Origin of the sequence: Orientia tsutsugamushi str. Boryong (assembly GCF_000063545.1) — a bacterium.
GTDB classification, from domain to species: domain Bacteria; phylum Pseudomonadota; class Alphaproteobacteria; order Rickettsiales; family Rickettsiaceae; genus Orientia; species Orientia tsutsugamushi_C.
Genome location: NC_009488.1, coordinates 43,217 through 63,122 on the forward strand (window position 1 = coordinate 43,217; position 19,906 = coordinate 63,122).

Here is a 19,906-nt window from a genome sequence, read left to right on the forward strand (position 1 = left end):
TAATTTTCAGTTTCTCAATGAACTTCTATAGGTATACTATACGTGAAGGCTGTATACTTGCCTTGCTTACTTTCTAGTTTAATTTTTCCAGTAATTTCATGTATAAACTGTTTAACGAGTAGTAATTCAGATCCTAGTACTGCATAGCTTTTGATATGTAAGTTTCTGAGCTCATTATTTATCTTTTTCACTTTCTCAGCTGAAATTCCAATTCCATTATTACGAACAATTAATTGTAATATTCTATAATTTGTCTTTTGATTTGTAGAAGGTAGCAAATCAACTTCAACACTAATTTCGCTGCATTTACTATTAGTAGCATTGCAAATTAATAGTGTTAGTACTGCCTGTATTTGAATACTATTTACAATGATTAAATCTTTTATATCATTTTTAAAATTGCAGCTAAGATTTATTCCTTTATTTTCTGTGAATGGCTTCAGTGCTCTAATATTACATTTACTTTTGCCTGAATACCAAAATCTCCAGATTTTATAGTATGACTCATAAAATGCTTCCATATCTTTTAATTAAGTTGTACTGGTATATCGCAAGTAATAGCTGTGAACTTATTTGCCTCGCTCTTTATTTCTAATTTGCCACTTAGTTTGTTAACAATGTAATTTGCAAATTCTAGACTCGAGTTTAATATTTCTGGATACTCTAATGCTGGATGCAAATCAGTAAATTTTGCATTTATTTCTTGTAGTTTTTCTTGTGAAATACCTTTTCCGTTATCACGTACTATGAATCTTAATTCAACTTGCTAACGGTACAAGCATTTACTTTATGCCTAATATATTGAATCAAATCTATACAACTTATTCTTGCTAATTTGCCTGCTTCAAGCCGATTATACAGATTTGTTTGTTTCGTTTTTTCTTCAATATTGTTATTTTCAACATTATTCTCCTATGGTTAAGTTTATTAACTTTATCTCAAAATCAAATGAAAGTACTACTCCATCTGTTAGTTCTGCAATTTTAGTTGCTAAGCTAGAAATATTTGCTTTAAAAGTATCTTCTGTTGTTTGATATAGCATAGATTCAAGAGCCTTATTAGCTTTGTCTTCTAGCATATTTTCATTCAAGAGTTCTTCAAAATGTGTTATGCTGTTACATTTATTCATAAAATATTCTATGAAGCTATTGCTTCTTCAGATTCTTCGCCAGTTGCAATAGATAAAATAATTTTATTACTAATAAAGTTTGATAGGGCTTCAATTTCCTGTTTATCAAATTCTTGAGCATTATCTTTTTTCCTTAGATAATCGATTCTATTTAATACTACATGTAAATCTTCGTGTAAAATATGAAAATCTTCGTAATATTTAGTATGTTTTATTGCAGAAAGAATACTACTAACTTTAGTAAGCTGTAATATTTTTTCTTAATAGATTACAATATGACAGCATATTCTATGTTCTCATAATTAATAAAAATACATCATGTAGGTCTATTGTAATATTATAGTCTACCCCATCATCTTCATCAAAATAAGCATACAAATACCAATCAGAAAGCTCTGACTTCAATAATTACTTAACTTATTAGGTAGGTTTTTAAAGTACTTTTTATAACCATTTGGATTGATTTGCTTGCACAATAATGGAATAAGGCTATCATGTACAGATGTAAAATTTTCAACGTATGATTTATATTTTTGTAAATCAATTCCAAATTTTATTAATACCTTTGCAACTAATACATGAATATCATGGTAAACCATATATCCATAATGTCAAATAGATTGACCGCTTTGCAACCTATCAAATTCAGTACAAATCATATCAAATTGCATATATTCCTTATTTTTTTGAAAGAGCATCTCTGCTAAATTATTAGCACACTTTGAGTTTTCATCTATTAGATTCAAATAGACCTCTTTCGAAACTGGTTAAGGTAGTTCAAAATTATAAATGCCAGAGATCAAATTAAATCTAAAACCGAATCTTTTACGTCTATTTCGATATTTGTCAGCAATAATTTTGAACCGTTTGCATACCAATAACGTTTTCATTAACAACTCATTATCCTGCTAACCAAGATTATTCTTTTTATCATTTTTAGTTAAAGAATTTTTTTTCTTTGGTAATGCAGAATTATTGTGAATTTTTTGTATACCTTGATATCCTGTATCAGTAATCGCTTTAACCTTAGGATGGATAAGAATTTTGGATTTCTTAAATAATCTAAAGTCATGTTTTTTACCGTTAGAAAAATCTGTACATATTACTTGGTGCGTTTTCTTGTCTACCACTATTTGAGTTTTTAGTGTATGCCTTTTCTTCTTTCCTGAATAATAGAATTTTTGTTTTTTTAGGTCTTTCTATAGGAGTCTCAGTAGCATCAATCAAGACTACTTCATAATTCATATCACTCTTCATTAGAGCTTTACGACCTGGAAGAGCAGCAAAGTTTGGGTGTTTAACTAGTGTATCTTCTACCCATTTAACAGCTTTATATGCTGAACTTTCACTAATTCCATAGTTCTGACCTATATGAAAATAAGTACGGTATTCTCTAAGGTATTCTAAGTCCATCAGCAACTGTTCATCGAAATTGAGCTTATTTTTACCCCTACCTTTTGATTTCTTAAGACCATCAGCTTGTCTCAAAATATCCACCATCTTTGAGAATGTTCCCTTCCTTACTCCTGTTAATCGATGAAATTTTTCATCCTCTAGAAGTCTAATGAGTGCTTGCTCAAAAGAAAAAAATTAGCAGAGTTATATTATCCACTAACACAAGAAGATGCAATTATACTGCATTCAATGGCTAGCAAAAGCTTCAACATATACTTCATAAATCAATTACTGCTGAAATTATCAAATAAATATCCAAACCGTCATTTTGCAAATAAGATAGCAGTGCTAAACCATATGGCAAAAGCCTTAGCAAATGAATTACTAACTACTTGTAGTTTTGGACCAGCAGTTCGAACTAGTTTTTTTGTTAAATTACTTAAGAATATTACACTAACAGAATGTGATAAATCAAAGATATTACAAATGTACAAAATGTATATGGATACGAGATTCAAGAATTACAAGTTACACCATTTGAGCAACCTAAAACTGTTTCACAGAGAAACAAATCAATAGACCCTCTTTCGAAACTGGTTAACGTAGTTCAAAATTATTGCTGATAAATATCGAAATAGACGTGAAAGATTCGGTCTTAGATTTAATTTGATCTCTGGTATTTATAATTTTGAACTACGTTAACCAGTTTCGAAAGAGGTCTAATGTATTAATACAGCTAATGTAGCAATTCTAGGCTATAATTGTCTATTAAATAGTATCTGTTGTAGTGCATTTTTTCATGTTGAGTTATTTTACTTTTTATTTAAATTTTTCTTTATAACTCAACATTTTTTCTTTATATACTTTTTATTCACTACACTTCATATTTTTTCTTATGCTAATCTGGGGTTTATAGTATTAGTCTTATTCTAAAAGCATCATAAATCTGGTAGAGTTATGTTTGAGGCATCAGCAAAATCTCTTTCAAAATTTGTTACTATAGCTTTACATTAATTATGAGTTTAACTTAGTAAATCTTCAATATTATTTCCTGGTAGTTTTTCTACTAGCTGATTTATGTCATCATGATGTTGTAAGATATAATTTACATCATGATCTTCTAATATATTCAGGTCATCATTAGTTTCTTGAATATCTGTTAATATTACATTCTGATGATATAATGGACTATGCATTAATATGGGAGCAGTGGTATTGCAACTATAATTATGATCTAATAATGTTACGGTTGTTTCTACTTGCATAACTTTTTTGTTAGTAGTTTGGTTTAGCAGCTCTTCAGAATTCTTTTTTTGAGATTTATCTATTGGTTGAGCTTGATTGTACAAAGTATTTGTTAATACCTGTAATGTTTCATTCATTCCATTATCATGGTTATTATTAACATGTATCTCTTTACTATTATGATATAAGTTTATCTTTTTGTTTACAAATTCTGCAAAAGCATCTGGTGTAGTAACTCCAGCACTTAACAATTCATAATTGAATATATAAGAACCGTATATTTTCCATGTTGTTAATTTTTCTAATACAGATACCTCTAATACTTTAAAGTTTTTTTCCAAAGCATCTGGTGCATTAGTACCTGCACAAGATAATGTATAGAAGATATTAGATAATTTTATTCCTAAGTCTTTTAACTTTTTTAATGTAGCTAAATTTGACTCTGCACCCAATACTTTTAATGTTTTTTGCAAAGTATGTGGAGCATTACTTCCGCATCTGTATAACATACTTGAAATATTAGAAAATATTATATCTAAGTCTTTTAATTTTTTTAATGTTATTAAATTTGACTCTAGCCCTAATACTTTTAATATCTTTTGCAAAGCATATGGTCCTTGATATCCTGAACTAGACAATATACCTGATACATTAGAAAACATTATATCTAAGTCTTTTAATTTTTTTAATGTTGTAAAATTTGACTCTAATCCTAATACTTTTAATGTTTCTTGCAAAGTATGTGGAGTCTTTCTTCCAGTTCTAGATAGTATATTAGAAATATTAGAAAATATTATTCCCAAGCCTTTTAAGCTATTTAATATAGCTAAATTTGATTCCAACTCTAATACTTTTAATGTTTCTTGTAAAGCATATGGCGTAGCACTTTTTGCTCCAGATAGCATACTTGATATATTAGGAAATTTTATATCTAAGTCTTTTAATTTTTTTAATGTAGCTAGATTTGAGTCTGCCCCTAACACTTTTAATGTTTCTTGTAAAGCATGGGGTGTATTATGACTTGTCTGAGTTAACATGCTTGAGATACTAGAGAATGTAATTCCTAAGCTGTTCAAGCTGTTTAATATAGCTAGATTTGACTCTAATTCTAATACTTTTAATGTTTCTTGTAGGACATATAATTCATCTCTTTTTGTTTTAGATAACATACTGGAGATATTAGAAAATTCGATTCCTAAGTCTTTATTTAATCTTTTTAGTGTCTTAAAATTTAAAAGTAATACTTGCAATACTTCCTGTAAAATATCTAAAGTGAAGTAACGTAATATGTTAGAAATACTATAAGATTTTATTCTAACTTGTTGTATTAAGCTACCTAAGGTATCTAAATTTATCTGACGAAATAGATTGTCAAAATCGCTTTCTGGATAACAATTTTTTTTTAAAATTTCACTAAAAAAAGGCCTAAGTGCTGGATTTTTTTCTAAGTTTTTTTTTATTTCATGACGGTTACCAATGTATTGGTCAAAGCTACATCTCATACATAGCTCCTTTGTTAATTTAAGTATAATAAATTTCTAGTTGATATTTATTTGTATAATACATACGAAAAATAGTCAATTCTAGTAAATTAGTAGAATGAGATAACACGAGTTTGATATTATAGTAATTTGTAGGTTGAGATATATGTGATTTTCTACTAGAAATAGGCCTAATAAAAGCATATATAGTTTAGAAGAAGTAACTATAGGTAGGAAATCATATAGCTTAAATTGTTAAGGTAGTTACACTTTGTGAAATAAAAAGACAGCATTAAAAAAGTCGTTAAATAAGTTAGCTACTTTACGTAACCTTAATAATTTAAGCTATAGATATCTAATTCAACCTAAATTACTATAACTGTGATATGTTTGAAAGAAGAAATAGCAAGTGAACGAGTAGTAGATGCAAACATTAACGTCTATACGACAATAGCTAGAACCTTGCATATAAGGCAATATGTACTCAAGATATAATCTCTTGTTAATACCATGCATATGCCTTCATATTATGTTTTTAACTTCTTACATCGTAACTTTAATTATTTTTATAACGGTATAACATTATTGCAATAATATAAACTTTCAACTTTAACCAAGTGCTATACTGATTGCAAGCTTATAGTTAACAATGCTATACTCAGTTTATTATACCTGTTCAACAATTATTAAATAAAACATGCTTTATTTGCCACTATTGCAACTATTACAACATGTTATTGTTGATAATGCGTTAGTAGTTAATAAGTCCAATATTCCTCAGAAAAGTCAATTACCGACTACAATATCAAGCCAGCATCATAAAAAAATACAGCATACTCCTATAGAACAAGTAAATGTTTTTAAACATGCGTTTCCTTCAGATAAAAATACTGGCATTTATGTTTCTCAATTTTCTGATTATGGAATTACAGGGTATGCAATAGATGAATTTCCTGAAAATGAAGATAACCGCAACCATTATACTCAGCGAAATCAAGATACTTCTATAAAGTACCTAATTATGCATTACACAGTATGCAATTTTTCAAGTACAGCGCAAGAGTTTACTGTTAACAAACCTTTATTAGGTCAAGTTAGCTCTCATATAGTAATTACTGAAGCAGAGGAAGGAAAAACACCAGCAGGAATTTTAATATCTTTTGTTCCAGAAAACAAAATTGCTTATCATGCAGGAGTTAGTGCCTGGCAAAACGATACAAACTTGAATAGCATGTCAATAGGAATTGAGCATGTTAACAGAGGATTTAATACAGTAAATGCAAAAAAGGAGTGGGTTTGCTATGATAAACATCAAATAGCAACTTCAGGTATAGTTAGTTCTGGAATAATAAGGCGATATAACATAAAGCCTATTCATGTTTTAGGTCACTCAGATATCGCATATAATCGAAAGAGTGATCCTGGCCCTTTATTCCCATGGGGACAATTATATCATGAGTATAATGTTGGAGCATGGTTAACTGATGCAGAACTAAACTCTCAATATATTAAAGAAAAATATAATCCTAAGATCTCTGATCCAGATAAAATAGATGATATTACTTTTTTAAAATTGCTACAAGAATATGGATATCACATTCCAGACAACGTTGATTTAAATAAAACAGATAATCCAAAGCAAACTGTTGCACTTTGTGCTCCACTAATATTAGCTTTTAAGGCCCATTTTTCAGCTAATCAACATCCTGAACTTTGCGATAATGCTCAAATTACATCTACTGATAAATATTGGATTTGGGCGTTGACTGCAAAATATCAAAGTCAGATAAATCAATAATATTATGCTTAATAAAATTCTTAAATAAACACGAGTTTGAATGTAAGAAATAATATAAGACATAAGTAGAATAAGTATTACAACACCAGAACATGCTAAGTGAGATGAAGAAAAAGAAGATGAGATAAGATTGGAATTAAGTTTGGAGATAGAATAACTTTCAAGAGAAGCAATTGTATGAACCAAAAAATCAATAGAGTGGTATCTAGTATGCTCTAAATGTAGATGTTTTTTAATACGCTAAATACAGCTTCAATAAAACTAAAGACAAGAAGGATTTTAAAAATTATTATCTATATTACTTGAGTTATAAGTATAAAGGATACTTTTGTTTACCAAGTTATAGTAGAATAATACAACTGTGACCTACAATGTTGCTACACTAGCTGTATTAATGCCTTCTCTGAAAGGAGAAGAAACAGGTATATTACATTGATTCTACAAAGTTAGCAATTTGCCCTAACAAACGCATTTCCAGCAATAGAGTTTTTAACAGATTTTCTAAAATTGGCAAGAGCAGTTATGGCATGTCCTTAGACTGTAAGCTACATCTTATAATTGAAAAGAGAAGTTAATATGAATGTTTTGAAATTACTTTTACAACCGTATCATTCTGTTGTAATGCTAGCATCTATTGTATTATTTTTTTACCATCGATATATTTAGCAGATAGGTATATAATCATTTACAATGAGGTTTGAGATAGAAAGAAGCGATAAAAATTAATAGAATCTGTTGGTTATAAAGTTATTTTTTGGCTACCTTATTCTCCAGATTTAAATCTGATAGAAAAGTTTTTGGCTAATATGAAGATATTGAGTTTAATGCTTTTCCATTTTATCTAAAATTTTCAACAGGTGTTACAGGCATTGGAGATTATGTATCGGGATAGGATTAGGTTACATCAGTGCGCCACATAGAATGGAACTAATGCTAGGATTACTACGTGATTATGTTGCTTGGGCAAACTCTATACAAGGACATTACTATTATAATATATTTGATGGAAAGCATAGATTTTTATTACTAGAGGTTTAATATCATCTCTAATATGCTCTAGAGATACTTGGGTTGCGTTAGGAGTTGGCTTAACTACAAACTTAGTTAAAGACAGAATGTATTTAGATATTGAGTGCAGCGCCATATTGCTCTTAGCAGGGCACTTCTTGTTTCTATCATGCAAGCATACGGTTTCATTACTAACTATACAATAAGTTAATACATTTAAATTTAATTATAGTTAACCTGAGCTCGATATATGGAATATTGCAAAATCTATGTTGCAATACTTTCTATTCATATAGTTTAGCATACTTTTTATATCGAACTCTGATTATTATAGCCAACTTGAATTTATTAAGTTAGCTGTTTGTTCACTTTTCCTTTTGCTTTATCATATTTTACAACTTTCTTAATTAGACCTCTTTCGAAACTGGTTGACGTAGTTCAAAATTATTGCTGATAAATATCAAAATAGACGTAAAAGATTAGGTCTTAGATTTAATTTGATCTCTAGCATTTATAGTTTTGAACTACGTCAACCAGTTTCGAAAGAGGTCTATTGATTTTAGCATTTTTTACAGTTATACGTTTAATATAAAACTTTAAACATAGATTAAGTGTTATTAAATATATGATATCAGATAAAATACGAAGAGAAGCTTTTGGATATGTGCAAGCAGGTAATAAGGCAGCTCTTCTAGAATTAACAGCATTGCATTCTGAATTAGTTGATACCAGATCTTCTCAAGCAAACAATGATACACTGCTCATAAGAGCATTTAAGTATCTAAGAGAGGACATCGTAGAAGACTTATTGATTCTTGGAGCTGATATCAGTCCTAAAGATAAGCATGGTATGCCTGCTACAATGTGGATTTATGCTACTGAACGTATTGATTTAACTACTGAGGAGTACGATAATACTGCATTACGTATATCAAAAAAATATCTTTCTCTGAATGAAAATGCTAAACTTTATTCAGATGAATATACTAATTTGCTACTTAACAGTACTAAAGCTAAATTTCCAGTACATTGTAATAATGACGGCTATGATTACACTACTATACTAACAAAAATTATACAGAGAAATTTAGTACAGTCCGCAGAATGGTTTATTAAAAACTTTCAACTTAATCAAAATGAGATAGTAGAAAGCCTTATAGCAGGCACTATCAGAATGTCTAGCGATAACTTAACTAGTACTGAAGTAATAAATGTAAAATTTTTACTAGAAAAACATTAGACTTCTTTCGAAACTATACAATGATGTAAAATGGTGTTATAAAAATCTGATTTGAAGTAATAATGAAATTAGATCAGATTAAAGAGTTAAAGGATGAAAAATTTCGTCGATTAACAGTAGTAAGGAAGGGAACATTCTCAAAGATGGTGGATATTTTGAGGAAAGCTGATGGTGTTAAGAAATCAAAAGGAGGGCGTAAAAATAAGCTCAATTTGGAGGAACAGTTATTGATGGCCTTAGAATACCTTAGAGAATACCGTACTTATTTTCATATAGGTCAGAACTATGGGATTAGTGAAAGTTCAGCATATAAAGCTGTAAAATGGGTAGAAGACACCTTAGTTAAACACCCAAACTTTGCTCTTCCAGGTCGTAAAGCTCTAATGAATAGCGATATGAATTATGAAGTAGTCTTGATTGATGCTACTGAGAGTCCAATAGAAAGACCCAAAAAAAACAAAAATTCTATTATTCAGGAAAGAAGAAAAGGCATACACTAAAGACTCAAATAGTGGTAGACAATAAAACACACCAAGTAATATGTACAGATTTTTCTAACGGTAAAAAACATGACTTTAGATTATTTAAGGAATCCAAAATTCTTATCCATCCTAAGATTAAAGCGATTACTGATACAGGATATCAAGGTATACAAAAAATTCACAATAATTCTGCATTACCAAAGAAAAAAAGCAAGAAAAATCCTTTAACTAAAAATGATAAAAAGAATAATCGTAGGTTAGCAGGAAAAAGAGTTGTCAATGAAAACGTTATTGCTATGCTAAAACGGTTCAAAATTATTGCTGACAAATATCGAAATAGACGTAAAAGATTTGGTCTTAGATTTAATTTGATCTCTGGCATTTATAATTTTGAACTACCTTAACCAGTTTCGAAAGAGGTCTAATGGGTATTGCACCACTTAAAATCTTGCTAAGTTACAAACTTGCTAATTCTTTACTAGTTTTACCTACATTATTTTTAATCATTTTTTTTAAAGCCATTAGGTCAGTTATTCTATGACTATGTATTTTTTGATATCCAGATTTTGCTTTTATATCTCCTTAGCATTATCTCCAATCAGCTTTTTCAATTTTAGGGTATAAAATTTTCAATACAACAATAAAAGATTATTGTATTATTTCTACTGCTATTGTTAGCACTTATACAAGTGTTCAAAAAAAACATTGCATGTACAGACATATTTTTACTTCAAAATATTATTTTATAACATAACTATTATAAAATAATTATGTTATATACTTTTTGAAAATGGTGTTTACATCACAGTGATATTTGATTCTTCTTGATTTTGCTTGAAACTTTTTTCAATAAATATAACTGTTTTATAGCGGTTTAGCTATAGCAGAAATTTTAGTACTAAAATTGCAATTCAAACTCAGAACATATACAGCACAAATTTTTTTACACAACAAATCAAGCTACTTCTAATCCTTGTAGGAACATGATTCGATATAATAAATATGTCAAAACTATAGGAAGAATAAGAATTACAGAATGTTTCTTTGTATAACGAAAAAATGTTACCATTTCTCAGTTCCCTAAGGACAGTCTGTATATGATAATAATATCTTGATATCAATTGCAGAAATATAGCGTAAATTTATGTCTAATATTTAGCGAGTTGGAGTGCTAATTTTTAATCAAACAACTTGAATTTATAGTTGATAATGCTGCTTAAAAATATTTCTTATTGTTACAAAAGTATTTGCTATTAAATAAAAATCATATTATAGACTATAAGTCTAAGCCAATTTAAAAATTAATAAATTATTATTAATTACTTCAATTTAAAATTTATTATAGGGTAATAAATATGTCAGTAATAGTATTTAAATTTACGCAAGCAGCATTAAATAAAATAAAAGTACCAACCAAAGAAGAAAACAATATTCAAGTTTAGAGATACAAAAGAAAGGAACTTACTTTTTATAATATCATATACTGGATTTAGAAGACTATATTTAGGAATAAATATTAATGGCATGTATTATAGAATAAAAATAGGAAATTTGCCAGATCTAACAGTAGCAGAAGCTAGAAAAAAGATACAGAAGTTAAAAAGGGATATTGCTAGAGGAATAAATCCAATGGAAGAAAGAAGGAAGATAAATAAAGAAAGAAGAGACAAAAGAGAGAAGAAGCTTGAATTACAGAATGAACTAACATTCAAACAACTGCATAAAAAATATATTAATGAATAAGTAGTATTCAACATCAAAAAAGTTAGAAGGGAAGCGCTGTAAAAAAGTAAAGAAGTATACAGAGTCTTTATATTCACAGTGGCTCATAGTAATAATAATATTTAGGAATGAGATGGAAAGAGATAAGCTTTAGTAAAAAAATATGGGGTATACTTAAAAAAATAGCAAACAGCTATATGTATGGTTAGCTGATAAATTAATAGAGATACTAAAAAACAGAAAACTATGCTCAAATAGTGAATGGATATTGCCAAGTCCAAAAAACAATAGTAAACACATATCATATTCAACAATACACCAAGCATGGGATAAAATCAGGAAAAAAGCTGGAATACCAAATGTAACAATAGACCTCTTTCGAAACTGGTTAACGTAGTTCAAAATTATAAATACCAGAGATCAAATTAAATCTAAGACCGAATCTTTCACGTCTATTTCGATATTTATCAGCAATAATTTTGAACTACGTTAACCAGTTTCGAAAGAGGTCTAATACATGATCTTAGAAGAACGTTTACCATTTGAATGGTAAATAATGGGTAGAAAAACTAAATATAGTGGTTCCAATGTCTGTCTAAACGAGATACTATCTAAAATCTTACAATCATTTATATCAAAAAGATAGTTATATTTTAAATAGGATGCTATCATCAGCAAATAGATGAAAATTAAGTATGAAGAGTGAGTATTATAATATAGATATCGAATAAATATGAAAAAATGATAACAAGAATCAAATATTGCTAGTGCCTATTATATAGCCAAAAGAATTATACAATTATAAATTTAGTAGAACATATAGATAAGCTAAGTGATAATAGAAGAAGTTGGATACCAGTATAGTGGTAATGTTAAGTGAGTAAAAAGGTATAGGAATAATCATATGTGTATATGTTACCTTATAATAGTAGAATAAATTTTGGTTATATAGACTATAGATACCATATTGATTTTGTTTGATTAATAATTAAAAATAGCTCTGCCAACTGAAAATTTTCATTAATTTGCAAATTTCTAAAAAATAACCTAAAAGTTATAGAAAATAATAATGATTATTCGAATTATCTTACTTTTAGTAAGCATTTTAATAATTAAAGTACAAGCTTTTCCAGTTTATAATACAAGTAATATTAGCGCTTTTAAAGAGCTGATAACTTCTGGAGAAAATACTATTCAACTCTTGCTGACAACAATTACTGCAACATCTAATACAAAATTTCACAAGCTTAAAGAAATATATAGTAAACAGAATTTGAATAGATCATTTGTTAATAAGTTGAATAAAAACTATCCTGAAGATCAAGGAACACAGTTACTAGTGTTACTACATGGCCTAAGTAAAACTAGTAAATCTTTAAGAGGAATGGAGAAATTTGCTTACAAACAAGGATTCAAAGTATTAAACATTGATTATCCATCTACTAAGTTTCCAATAGAGCATCTAGTAGATATAATCCATGATAAAATTACTCTCAGCCTTCAACAGCAAAAATATACAAGCATTTCATTTGTTGGAGTTTCTATGGGAGGTCTAGTCATAAGAGCTTATTTACACAAGTATAAAATACCTAATTTAGGAAAAGTAGTATTAATAGGCACACCTAATAAAGGAAGTGAAGTAGCAGATTATCTAAAAAATAATAAACTTTATAAAAAATTTACCGGTCCTGCTGGTCAACAATTAATCACTAATCAAAAAGAATTTAATAATATTTTTGGCGATATATATTACGAGTGCGGAGTAATATCAGGTAATCTACCACTGGATCTTTGTTGTATATTTATGAAAGGAAAACCAAGCGATGGTAAAGTAACTATAGAAAGCACTAAAATTGAAGGCATGCAAGACCATATAGTACTAAAAATTCCTCATTGGTATTTAGAAAAGAGTAAAAAAGTGTGGCTTTATACTTTATATTTTCTTAAATATTCAAAATTTTGAAAATCAATTAGGATTTTTGCGCAAACTTAACTTTATATTGAATATCAAGTAGGCTTTGCTTTAAGGAGTTGCTATCATTACCTAACATAGCTGCGCGATTTATCACAAAAGCGATCCCGTGACAACCACAATTATATCCAAGAATTTAAAATACAATGCATTAAACTAGTCATGACTAAATATAGGCAAACTACTATAAAACACCAATTTAGGATAAGGAAAAGTATAAAAGGTATAATCTTAAAAAAAATCCTGCAAAGAAAAATATTTTGTTATAACTTTTAATACATTATATTAAATACAATCTTAATTCAGAACTATGTATCTAACATATTTTTCTTATAAAATCTATATTGTCACATTCCATCTCCAACACATTACTTTTTCTAGCTTAAGTATATAATGCTAGTAATGCAAAATCTCTTATCAATGTAGTTGCTTCTTCACATAATACTTGTAAAAATTTAGTCATTTCATCGTAACTTAGACGTTTTTCTCTTGCGTGCATTTTATGTTTATCTATTCGCTATTAATGTCTTTAATTCTCTTGCTTTTTTTCTAGCTTCTCTAATAGATAAATCTGGATATACACTTATTTTTAATTTTAGCCCATCTTTTTTAAATTTTTATTCTAAAGACCATGTTTTTCTTCTCTTCCTCTACAGACTAAAAGTAAGAATTTTAGTTTAAGTCCTATTGTATTTGGATCGTGTATGATGAATAATTTTTTCCCTTAGAAATTTTAATTTTATTTAATAACCGCTTTGTTAACTTTAATAATATTGAAGGCATAATCATCACATAATATTAATGTTTATTATTAAAGTATTATATTTAATTAAACAACTAGTCTATTTATTTGATAGCAAATTTCTTGTACTAATTTGTTCATTATACATATACCTGATTACCTTAAGTTGCATGCTTTGCCAGATCATCAGTTTAACCTCTAGATTGAAAATTATCTCACAATTTCCTATGTTTGTTTTCTACCTATTTTCTACCTATTTTCTACCTATTTTCTACCTTTGGCTTTATTTTTTTTGTTATATTGACAAATATTGCAAATATATTTATAGTTAAAGTTGAAGATTAATTATAAATATTAATAAAAGTTAACGTAAGTTAATAATAGGTTCTATAAAGTATAGAAGTTAACAAAAATTAATATTTTTTCTTCTTTATATTTGATATGTCTTTGCTCCTTTATCAGTAGACAATGTTTTCGCAATGAACATTACGTAACTTAAAATTGTCTTTAATTATTGTCCTATTTTCAACTTCAATAAAATCTGCGTCTCTTAGTTCTACTAAGCATTGCACAACTCTGAGTTGGCAAATATCTAGCTTATCCTCAAAAAGCTGATAACTTTCCTGTAATTCATCTATATCTTTGTTGTAATAGATATGTAGTCTAAATACTATGAATGATAAAAGCTGTTTAAATGTTTTGCTTAATGCTTTTCCATTATCTCCAGTTAGCTTTCTCCATTCTGTGGGAATGACATTTCCAATAAAGTTATAAAATATTGTGTCATTATTGTGTAAGCAGGCCTAACCAATTGCTCAATTAGGCCCCTCCTCAGAACCGGACTTGCAGAATTACCGCATCCGGCTCTCAAAAATAAGATAAGCATTATGCCTTATTTGTTGTCTAGAACATTGAGACAATCTTTCCAATTTTAGGAAAATTTACTCTTTTAAGTATCTCGGTTAGTCTTTTCCAATTCATCTTACGTTTTCCTCCCATTCTATTGAACCAGTTATATATTGCACGTGTACTTTGGTTGATAAATGAACTTACTCGTCTTTTATTATCAGATATACCATGATAGTTGATCCATTCACCTAATAACTCTAATGACTTGTGATAATGTTTGTGTTTTATCTTGCTTGTTTAGCTGACTGACTACGCAAATATTTTCTCAGTCCTTTCAGTTTCTCAGTAAAACGATCTCTCCTTGAGGTATATTTTAGTCTCCATGTTGTGCCAAATCTTGATTTGCCCCAATAGCAAGTAAATCCAAGAAAATTATAACTTGCGATCTTCTTGTCTTGTTTTGCTAAATTTGCAGCATGGTCTCTACCAGATTTAATCATTTGTGATTTAGCTTCATTGATATTTAGCCCATACTTATTTAACCTTTTAGGCAAAACATCATAAAACCTTTTCGCATCTGTTTCCTTTTCAAAGACAAATACCATATCGTCGCAGTACCTCACCATTCCTGTTTGTCCCATTAAGTTTTCTTTGCTGATTTTTGCAAACCAGCTATCTATAACATAATGCAGAAAGACATTTGCCAGAATTGGTGAAACTATTGATCCTTGACGACAACCTTCTTTGTTAGTAACTATAGTACCATTTTCTATGATTGGTGTTTCAATCAGTTTCATAACTAGTCTTAGAAATTTCTTGTCAGATATTCTCTTTCTTAGAAATTCCATCAACTCACAATGCTTGATTGTATTGAAACACTTTGTTATATCAATCTCTACTATAGCCCCTTTATTGAAGTTATACGTAAGTCTATTTAACTTCCTTAAAGCATCGTGTGCATTTAATTTAGGTCGAAATCCATAGGAATACTTTAAGAATATTGGCTCAAACACAGAGTTTAGTATCTTGCTTACTGTAGACTCGATTATCTTATCTTAAAAACATGATATTATCAAAGGTCTTTTGACTCCATCTTCTTTTGGAATTTCCGTTATTCGTGCAGGTTTAGCCTGATATTTCCCATTGCAAATTCTAGTAAGAAGCGAGAGCAGATTTGCTTTCAACTTCTTACCATAATCCTCTTTGGTTATACCATCTATTCCTATCGCTTTCTTGCTATCGAGTTCCTTATATTGTTCTTCTAATATCTTTAAATCAATAAGATGTTCTATAGGTAAAAGTGCAAAGGTAGATCAAATATAAGGAAGAAGAAAAGTTAATTTTTATTAACTTCTACACTTTATAGAACCTACTATTAACTTGTGTTAACTTTTATTAATATTTATAATTAATCTTCAACTTTAACTATAAATGTATTTGCAATATTTGTCAATATAACAAAAAAATTAAAGCAAAAGGTTGAAAATAGGTTGAAAAAAAATTTAGGGAATTTGGGGCCAGTTTTCAATCTAGAGGTTAATCTAATGATCGAAAAATATATACAATCTAGGATTGATAAGTGATTTTCAAGTTATATGTATTATGAACAAATTAGTATAAAAAATTTGATATCAAAAAAAGTATAATAGACCTCTTTCGAAACTGGTTAAGGTAGATCAAAATTATAAATGCCAGAGATCAAATTAAATCTAAGACCGAATCTTTTACGTCTATTTCGATATTTGTCAGCAATAATTTTGAACCGTTTTAGCATAGCAATAACGTTTTCATTGACAACTCTTTTTCCTGCTAACCTACGATTATTCTTTTTATCATTTTTAGTTAAAGGATTTTTCTTGCTTTTTTTCTTTGGTAATGCAGAATTATTGTGAATTTTTTGTATACCTTGATATCCTATATCAGTAATCGCTTTAATCTTAGGATGGATAAGAATTTTGGATTCCTTAAATAATCTAAAGTCATGTTTTTTACCGTTAGAAAAATCTGTACATATTACTTGGTGTGTTTTCTTGTCTACCACTATTTGAGTCTTTAGTGTATGCCTTTTCTTCTTTCCTGAATAATAGAATTTTTGTTTTTTTTGGGTCTTTCTATTGGACTCTCAGTAGCATCAATCAAGACTACTTCATAATTCATATCGCTATTCATTAGAGCTTTACGACCTGGAAGAGCAAAGTTTGGGTGTTTAACTAAGGTGTCTTCTACCCATTTTACAGCTTTATATGCTGAACTTTCACTAATCCCATAGTTCTGACCTATATGAAAATAAGTACGGTATTCTCTAAGGTATTCTAAGGCCATCAATAACTGTTCCTCCAAATTGAGCTTATTTTTACGCCCTCCTTTTGATTTCTTAACACCATCAGCTTTCCTCAAAATATCCACCATCTTTGAGAATGTTCCCTTCCTTACTACTGTTAATCGACGAAATTTTTCATCCTTTAACTCTTTAATCTGATCTAATTTCATTATTACTTCAAATCAGATTTTTATAACACCATTTTACATCATTGTATAGTTTCGAAAGAAGTCTATTGAAGAGTATGCCAAAATATATACTATAAACTGGAAAGAGAATGCTGACAGAGTACATACTTATGCACAAGCATTATATGAAAAAAAGATAAGCAAGATTCGAATGAGTGATATTGAACCAATATTCAATGATATCAGCAAAGAGGGAAAATATGCCACAGCAAATGCATTGCTAGCAACCTTACGCACTATATTTAATAAGGCAATAAAATGGGGATTAATAGAAAACAATCCTACTCTAGGGATAGAGCAGCATAAACTGCAAGCAAGAGAGAGACGTCTAAGTTACGATGAAATGGGTAGATTTTTACAAGTATTATGCGGAGAAGCAAGTCCATTGATAAGAGATTTTGCATTACTAGCGTTATATACTGGAGCTAGAAAAAGTAATGTGTTAGAGATGGAATGGGACAATATAGATTTTGAAAGAAAAATATGGCATATACCAAAAACTAAGAACGGAAAGGCGCAAAATATACCATTAACAGATGAGGCAATGGAAATATTGCAAGCAAGGAAATTAATATCTACAAGTAAATGGGTACTACCAAGTTCTACTAGCGAAAGCGGACACTTATCGCATCCAAATACCGCATGGAAGATAATTTGTGAAAAGGCAAGCATAAAAAATTTCAGAATACACGATCTAAGAAGGACGTTTGCAAGTTGTATGGGGGATGCAGGCGAAAGTCAGAGGACAATTAGTATAGCATTGAATCATATTAATCCAAACTCAACAATACCTTATACTATAGCTTGTATGGAGTTAGTACGAGAGTATATGTCTAAGGCTATACAAATAATTAGTGAATGTGCTAGAAGTTATAATATTTATAATACTATCTGACTGATATAAACGTTGTGGTAAGAATAGTGCGATTTCATGTCGCACATGCATATATGAACACTAATTATTGCAGGTAAAATCTGTGTTTGAAGATATTTAGCTAATTTAAACATTATAGTAGCAGAATGAGAAATCTCATGCTACAATTGAGGCTGAAGGTGATTATACAAAATCAAAAATTATGTTGGGCATTATCGAGGCCGTTGAAGTATATGGGTTTGAGCATTGACGAATGGGGAGTAGTGCTAGCTGGAGTAGCTCCAGGAATTGTACTACTAAACAGCAGGCATGCTAAATTAGGCCTAGCCTTTATGGTTGGAGGAATTGCTCTATGTTATTGCTTTAAGAAAATTAAGAAGGTATCTGAGAATTTTTTGCTAAAAAGTTTTTTAGTAGCTAAAGGTTTATTGCCAGCTCCATTAGGATATCCAAGGCTTTTGGGCAAAAAAGTTGGCAAGTAATGAATCATCTCTTTAAGTAAAATGCTATACAAGAGCTGGTTAAATATAATAAATGCTTACTTTCAGTAACTATATTGCTAGCTGCAGCTAATATAATTGCGATAATGGCTGCAATTACCAAAGAAGAAAAGTGGTTATTAATTCCAGCAATGGAGCCTGATCGTAAAATGATGGTTTCATCAAAAAATTACCATGAAACCTATTTAAAGGAATGGGCAATTTATGTAACGAAACTCTTATTTACTACTTCTCCAAATGAGGTAGAAAGACAAATAGCAGACATGAAAGTTGCATCTAGTAATACTGAATCTTTAAATAAATTTTTTCATGATCACTTGCAATTTGTTAAAGGCTCAAATGTGTCTTCAGTCTTTTTTCCGAAGAAGGTTGAAGTGATAAAGGATGGAGTATTAATTAGTGGAACGCTTCGTTATTGGTTTAGCGATAGTAAACATATAGCTGTCGATAAGACTTACCTTTTGACTTACAAGCGAAGTCCTAATTACCTTTTGTTGTTAACTGGCGTTAAAGAGAATGGAATAAAAAAATGAGTATTAGAATTTTGAGGTTTATGATAGGGTTTATTGCTTTAGTCAAGTTTAGTGATGTATATGCGGTAGAATATGAGTTAGAAGTTGATAATTTGCTGAAGCTTGAGATTTCTGATAGTGGGCCAACAAGAATTAATCTTAAAGATGAAAAAATCAATGATATTTTTATGTATCCTCAAAATGCAGCCGAAGTTGTAGTTCATGAGTCTGGATGTTTGTTTATTGCTCCACGAGAAGAAGAAAAGAAGCTTTATTTAACAGTAATAGGAGAACACAAAACAATTCAAGATTTAATGTTAACTTTTACTCCAAAAACTCCAAGCCATGTAACGCTTATTAATGCTGCTACAGAAGAAGCTGAAAAGGATAATTCAAAAGGAAAAATAAAATTAGCTTAAAATGCTAGTTTTTACTTTAAAGCTTGTTAA

General features: G+C 29.3%; 18 protein-coding genes and 4 pseudogenes. 13 read left to right on the plus strand and 9 right to left on the minus strand.

The features are described 5' to 3' along the window. Window positions 1–14: 14 nt before the first annotated feature. The 4 genes and pseudogenes from OTBS_RS00210 to OTBS_RS10825 all read right to left on the minus strand — a co-directional run bounded on the left by OTBS_RS00210 (window position 15) and on the right by OTBS_RS10825 (window position 2,695). A complete protein-coding gene (locus OTBS_RS00210; RefSeq protein ID WP_041621047.1) occupies window positions 15–521 on the minus strand; it encodes an ATP-binding protein in 507 nt (168 codons plus the stop codon). Between the two features lie 5 nt (window positions 522–526). Continuing rightward, the gene (locus OTBS_RS17755; RefSeq protein ID WP_332370172.1) at window positions 527–748 is read right to left on the minus strand and encodes an ATP-binding protein; all 222 of its coding nucleotides are present in this window, start codon (window positions 746–748) and stop codon (window positions 527–529) included. A gap of 156 nt (window positions 749–904) precedes the next feature. Then, window positions 905–1,129, minus strand: a complete 225-nt coding sequence (locus OTBS_RS15315; RefSeq protein ID WP_041621048.1) for a hypothetical protein — start codon at window positions 1,127–1,129, stop codon at window positions 905–907. Window positions 1,130–1,896: 767 nt separating this feature from the next. After that, a pseudogene (locus OTBS_RS10825) lies at window positions 1,897–2,695 on the minus strand (IS5 family transposase). A gap of 78 nt (window positions 2,696–2,773) precedes the next feature. Here OTBS_RS10825 and OTBS_RS15615 point away from each other — a divergent pair. Both OTBS_RS15615 and OTBS_RS13575 read left to right on the plus strand, forming a co-directional pair. Then, window positions 2,774–3,103, plus strand: coding sequence for a hypothetical protein (locus OTBS_RS15615; RefSeq protein ID WP_332370159.1), 330 nt, complete (start codon window positions 2,774–2,776; stop codon window positions 3,101–3,103). Between the two features lie 27 nt (window positions 3,104–3,130). After that, window positions 3,131–3,226 (plus strand): annotated as a pseudogene (locus tag OTBS_RS13575) (IS5/IS1182 family transposase); the annotation flags it as partial. A gap of 320 nt (window positions 3,227–3,546) precedes the next feature. Here the strand turns inward: OTBS_RS13575 and OTBS_RS00245 are convergent. Beyond that, entirely contained in the window at window positions 3,547–5,271 is a 1,725-nt protein-coding gene (locus OTBS_RS00245) for a hypothetical protein (protein ID WP_011944252.1), read from the minus strand. A gap of 694 nt (window positions 5,272–5,965) precedes the next feature. On the opposite strand from OTBS_RS00245, the gene OTBS_RS00250 reads away from it, so the two are divergent. From OTBS_RS00250 to OTBS_RS17375, 6 genes and pseudogenes are all read left to right on the plus strand, one after another. After that, window positions 5,966–7,048 carry an N-acetylmuramoyl-L-alanine amidase gene (locus OTBS_RS00250; RefSeq protein WP_232488821.1) on the plus strand — a complete coding sequence of 361 codons (1,083 nt, stop codon included), beginning with the start codon at window positions 5,966–5,968 and terminating at the stop codon, window positions 7,046–7,048. Between the two features lie 371 nt (window positions 7,049–7,419). After that, a pseudogene (locus tag OTBS_RS10835) lies at window positions 7,420–7,617 on the plus strand (transposase); the annotation flags it as partial. Between the two features lie 1,064 nt (window positions 7,618–8,681). After that, complete coding sequence (locus tag OTBS_RS00255) at window positions 8,682–9,296, plus strand: hypothetical protein (RefSeq protein WP_011944254.1); 615 nt, start codon at window positions 8,682–8,684, stop codon at window positions 9,294–9,296. Between the two features lie 62 nt (window positions 9,297–9,358). After that, window positions 9,359–10,182, plus strand: a protein-coding gene (locus OTBS_RS10840; protein ID WP_157866277.1) for an IS5-like element ISOt6 family transposase whose coding sequence is annotated in 2 segments (ribosomal slippage) — window positions 9,359–9,746 and window positions 9,746–10,182 — 825 coding nt in all. Because the reading frame shifts where the segments join, the coding sequence is not laid out codon by codon here. 1,111 nt (window positions 10,183–11,293) lie between these two features. After that, a complete protein-coding gene (locus OTBS_RS15620; RefSeq protein ID WP_332370173.1) occupies window positions 11,294–11,521 on the plus strand; it encodes an integrase arm-type DNA-binding domain-containing protein in 228 nt (75 codons plus the stop codon). A 247-nt stretch (window positions 11,522–11,768) separates the two neighbouring features. Then, complete coding sequence (locus OTBS_RS17375) at window positions 11,769–11,897, plus strand: hypothetical protein (protein ID WP_269763896.1); 129 nt, start codon at window positions 11,769–11,771, stop codon at window positions 11,895–11,897. Here OTBS_RS17375 and OTBS_RS13585 read toward each other — a convergent pair. After that, window positions 11,889–11,984 (minus strand): annotated as a pseudogene (locus OTBS_RS13585) (IS5/IS1182 family transposase); the annotation flags it as partial. The gene OTBS_RS17375 and the pseudogene OTBS_RS13585 sit on opposite strands and share 9 nt — an antisense overlap. Window positions 11,985–12,569: 585 nt before the next feature. Between OTBS_RS13585 and OTBS_RS00275 the strand changes: the two are divergent. After that, a complete protein-coding gene (locus OTBS_RS00275; protein ID WP_011944255.1) occupies window positions 12,570–13,463 on the plus strand; it encodes a lipase family alpha/beta hydrolase in 894 nt (297 codons plus the stop codon). 1,884 nt (window positions 13,464–15,347) lie between these two features. Here OTBS_RS00275 and OTBS_RS00280 read toward each other — a convergent pair. The 3 genes from OTBS_RS00280 to OTBS_RS10870 form a co-directional block, all read right to left on the minus strand. Continuing rightward, window positions 15,348–16,076 carry a reverse transcriptase domain-containing protein gene (locus tag OTBS_RS00280; RefSeq protein ID WP_232488822.1) on the minus strand — a complete coding sequence of 243 codons (729 nt, stop codon included), beginning with the start codon at window positions 16,074–16,076 and terminating at the stop codon, window positions 15,348–15,350. Window positions 16,077–16,118: 42 nt separating this feature from the next. Then, window positions 16,119–16,247, minus strand: a complete 129-nt coding sequence (locus tag OTBS_RS17380; protein ID WP_269763897.1) for a hypothetical protein — start codon at window positions 16,245–16,247, stop codon at window positions 16,119–16,121. Between the two features lie 482 nt (window positions 16,248–16,729). After that, window positions 16,730–17,553, minus strand: a protein-coding gene (locus OTBS_RS10870; protein ID WP_157866279.1) for an IS5 family transposase whose coding sequence is annotated in 2 segments (ribosomal slippage) — window positions 16,730–17,166 and window positions 17,166–17,553 — 825 coding nt in all. Because the reading frame shifts where the segments join, the coding sequence is not laid out codon by codon here. Window positions 17,554–17,722: 169 nt separating this feature from the next. Between OTBS_RS10870 and OTBS_RS00295 the strand changes: the two genes are divergently transcribed. The 4 genes from OTBS_RS00295 (at window position 17,723) to OTBS_RS00310 (ending at window position 19,876) form a co-directional block, all read left to right on the plus strand. After that, the gene (locus OTBS_RS00295; protein ID WP_011944997.1) at window positions 17,723–18,466 is read left to right on the plus strand and encodes a tyrosine-type recombinase/integrase; all 744 of its coding nucleotides are present in this window, start codon (window positions 17,723–17,725) and stop codon (window positions 18,464–18,466) included. Between the two features lie 125 nt (window positions 18,467–18,591). Continuing rightward, entirely contained in the window at window positions 18,592–18,927 is a 336-nt protein-coding gene (locus OTBS_RS00300) for a hypothetical protein (protein WP_011944246.1), read from the plus strand. Window positions 18,928–18,953: 26 nt separating this feature from the next. Next, a complete protein-coding gene (locus tag OTBS_RS00305) occupies window positions 18,954–19,478 on the plus strand; it encodes a type IV conjugative transfer system protein TraE (RefSeq protein ID WP_232489023.1) in 525 nt (174 codons plus the stop codon). Then, window positions 19,475–19,876 carry a hypothetical protein gene (locus OTBS_RS00310; protein WP_011944247.1) on the plus strand — a complete coding sequence of 134 codons (402 nt, stop codon included), beginning with the start codon at window positions 19,475–19,477 and terminating at the stop codon, window positions 19,874–19,876. Before OTBS_RS00305 ends, OTBS_RS00310 begins: the two co-directional genes overlap by 4 nt. Window positions 19,877–19,906: the final 30 nt, after the last annotated feature.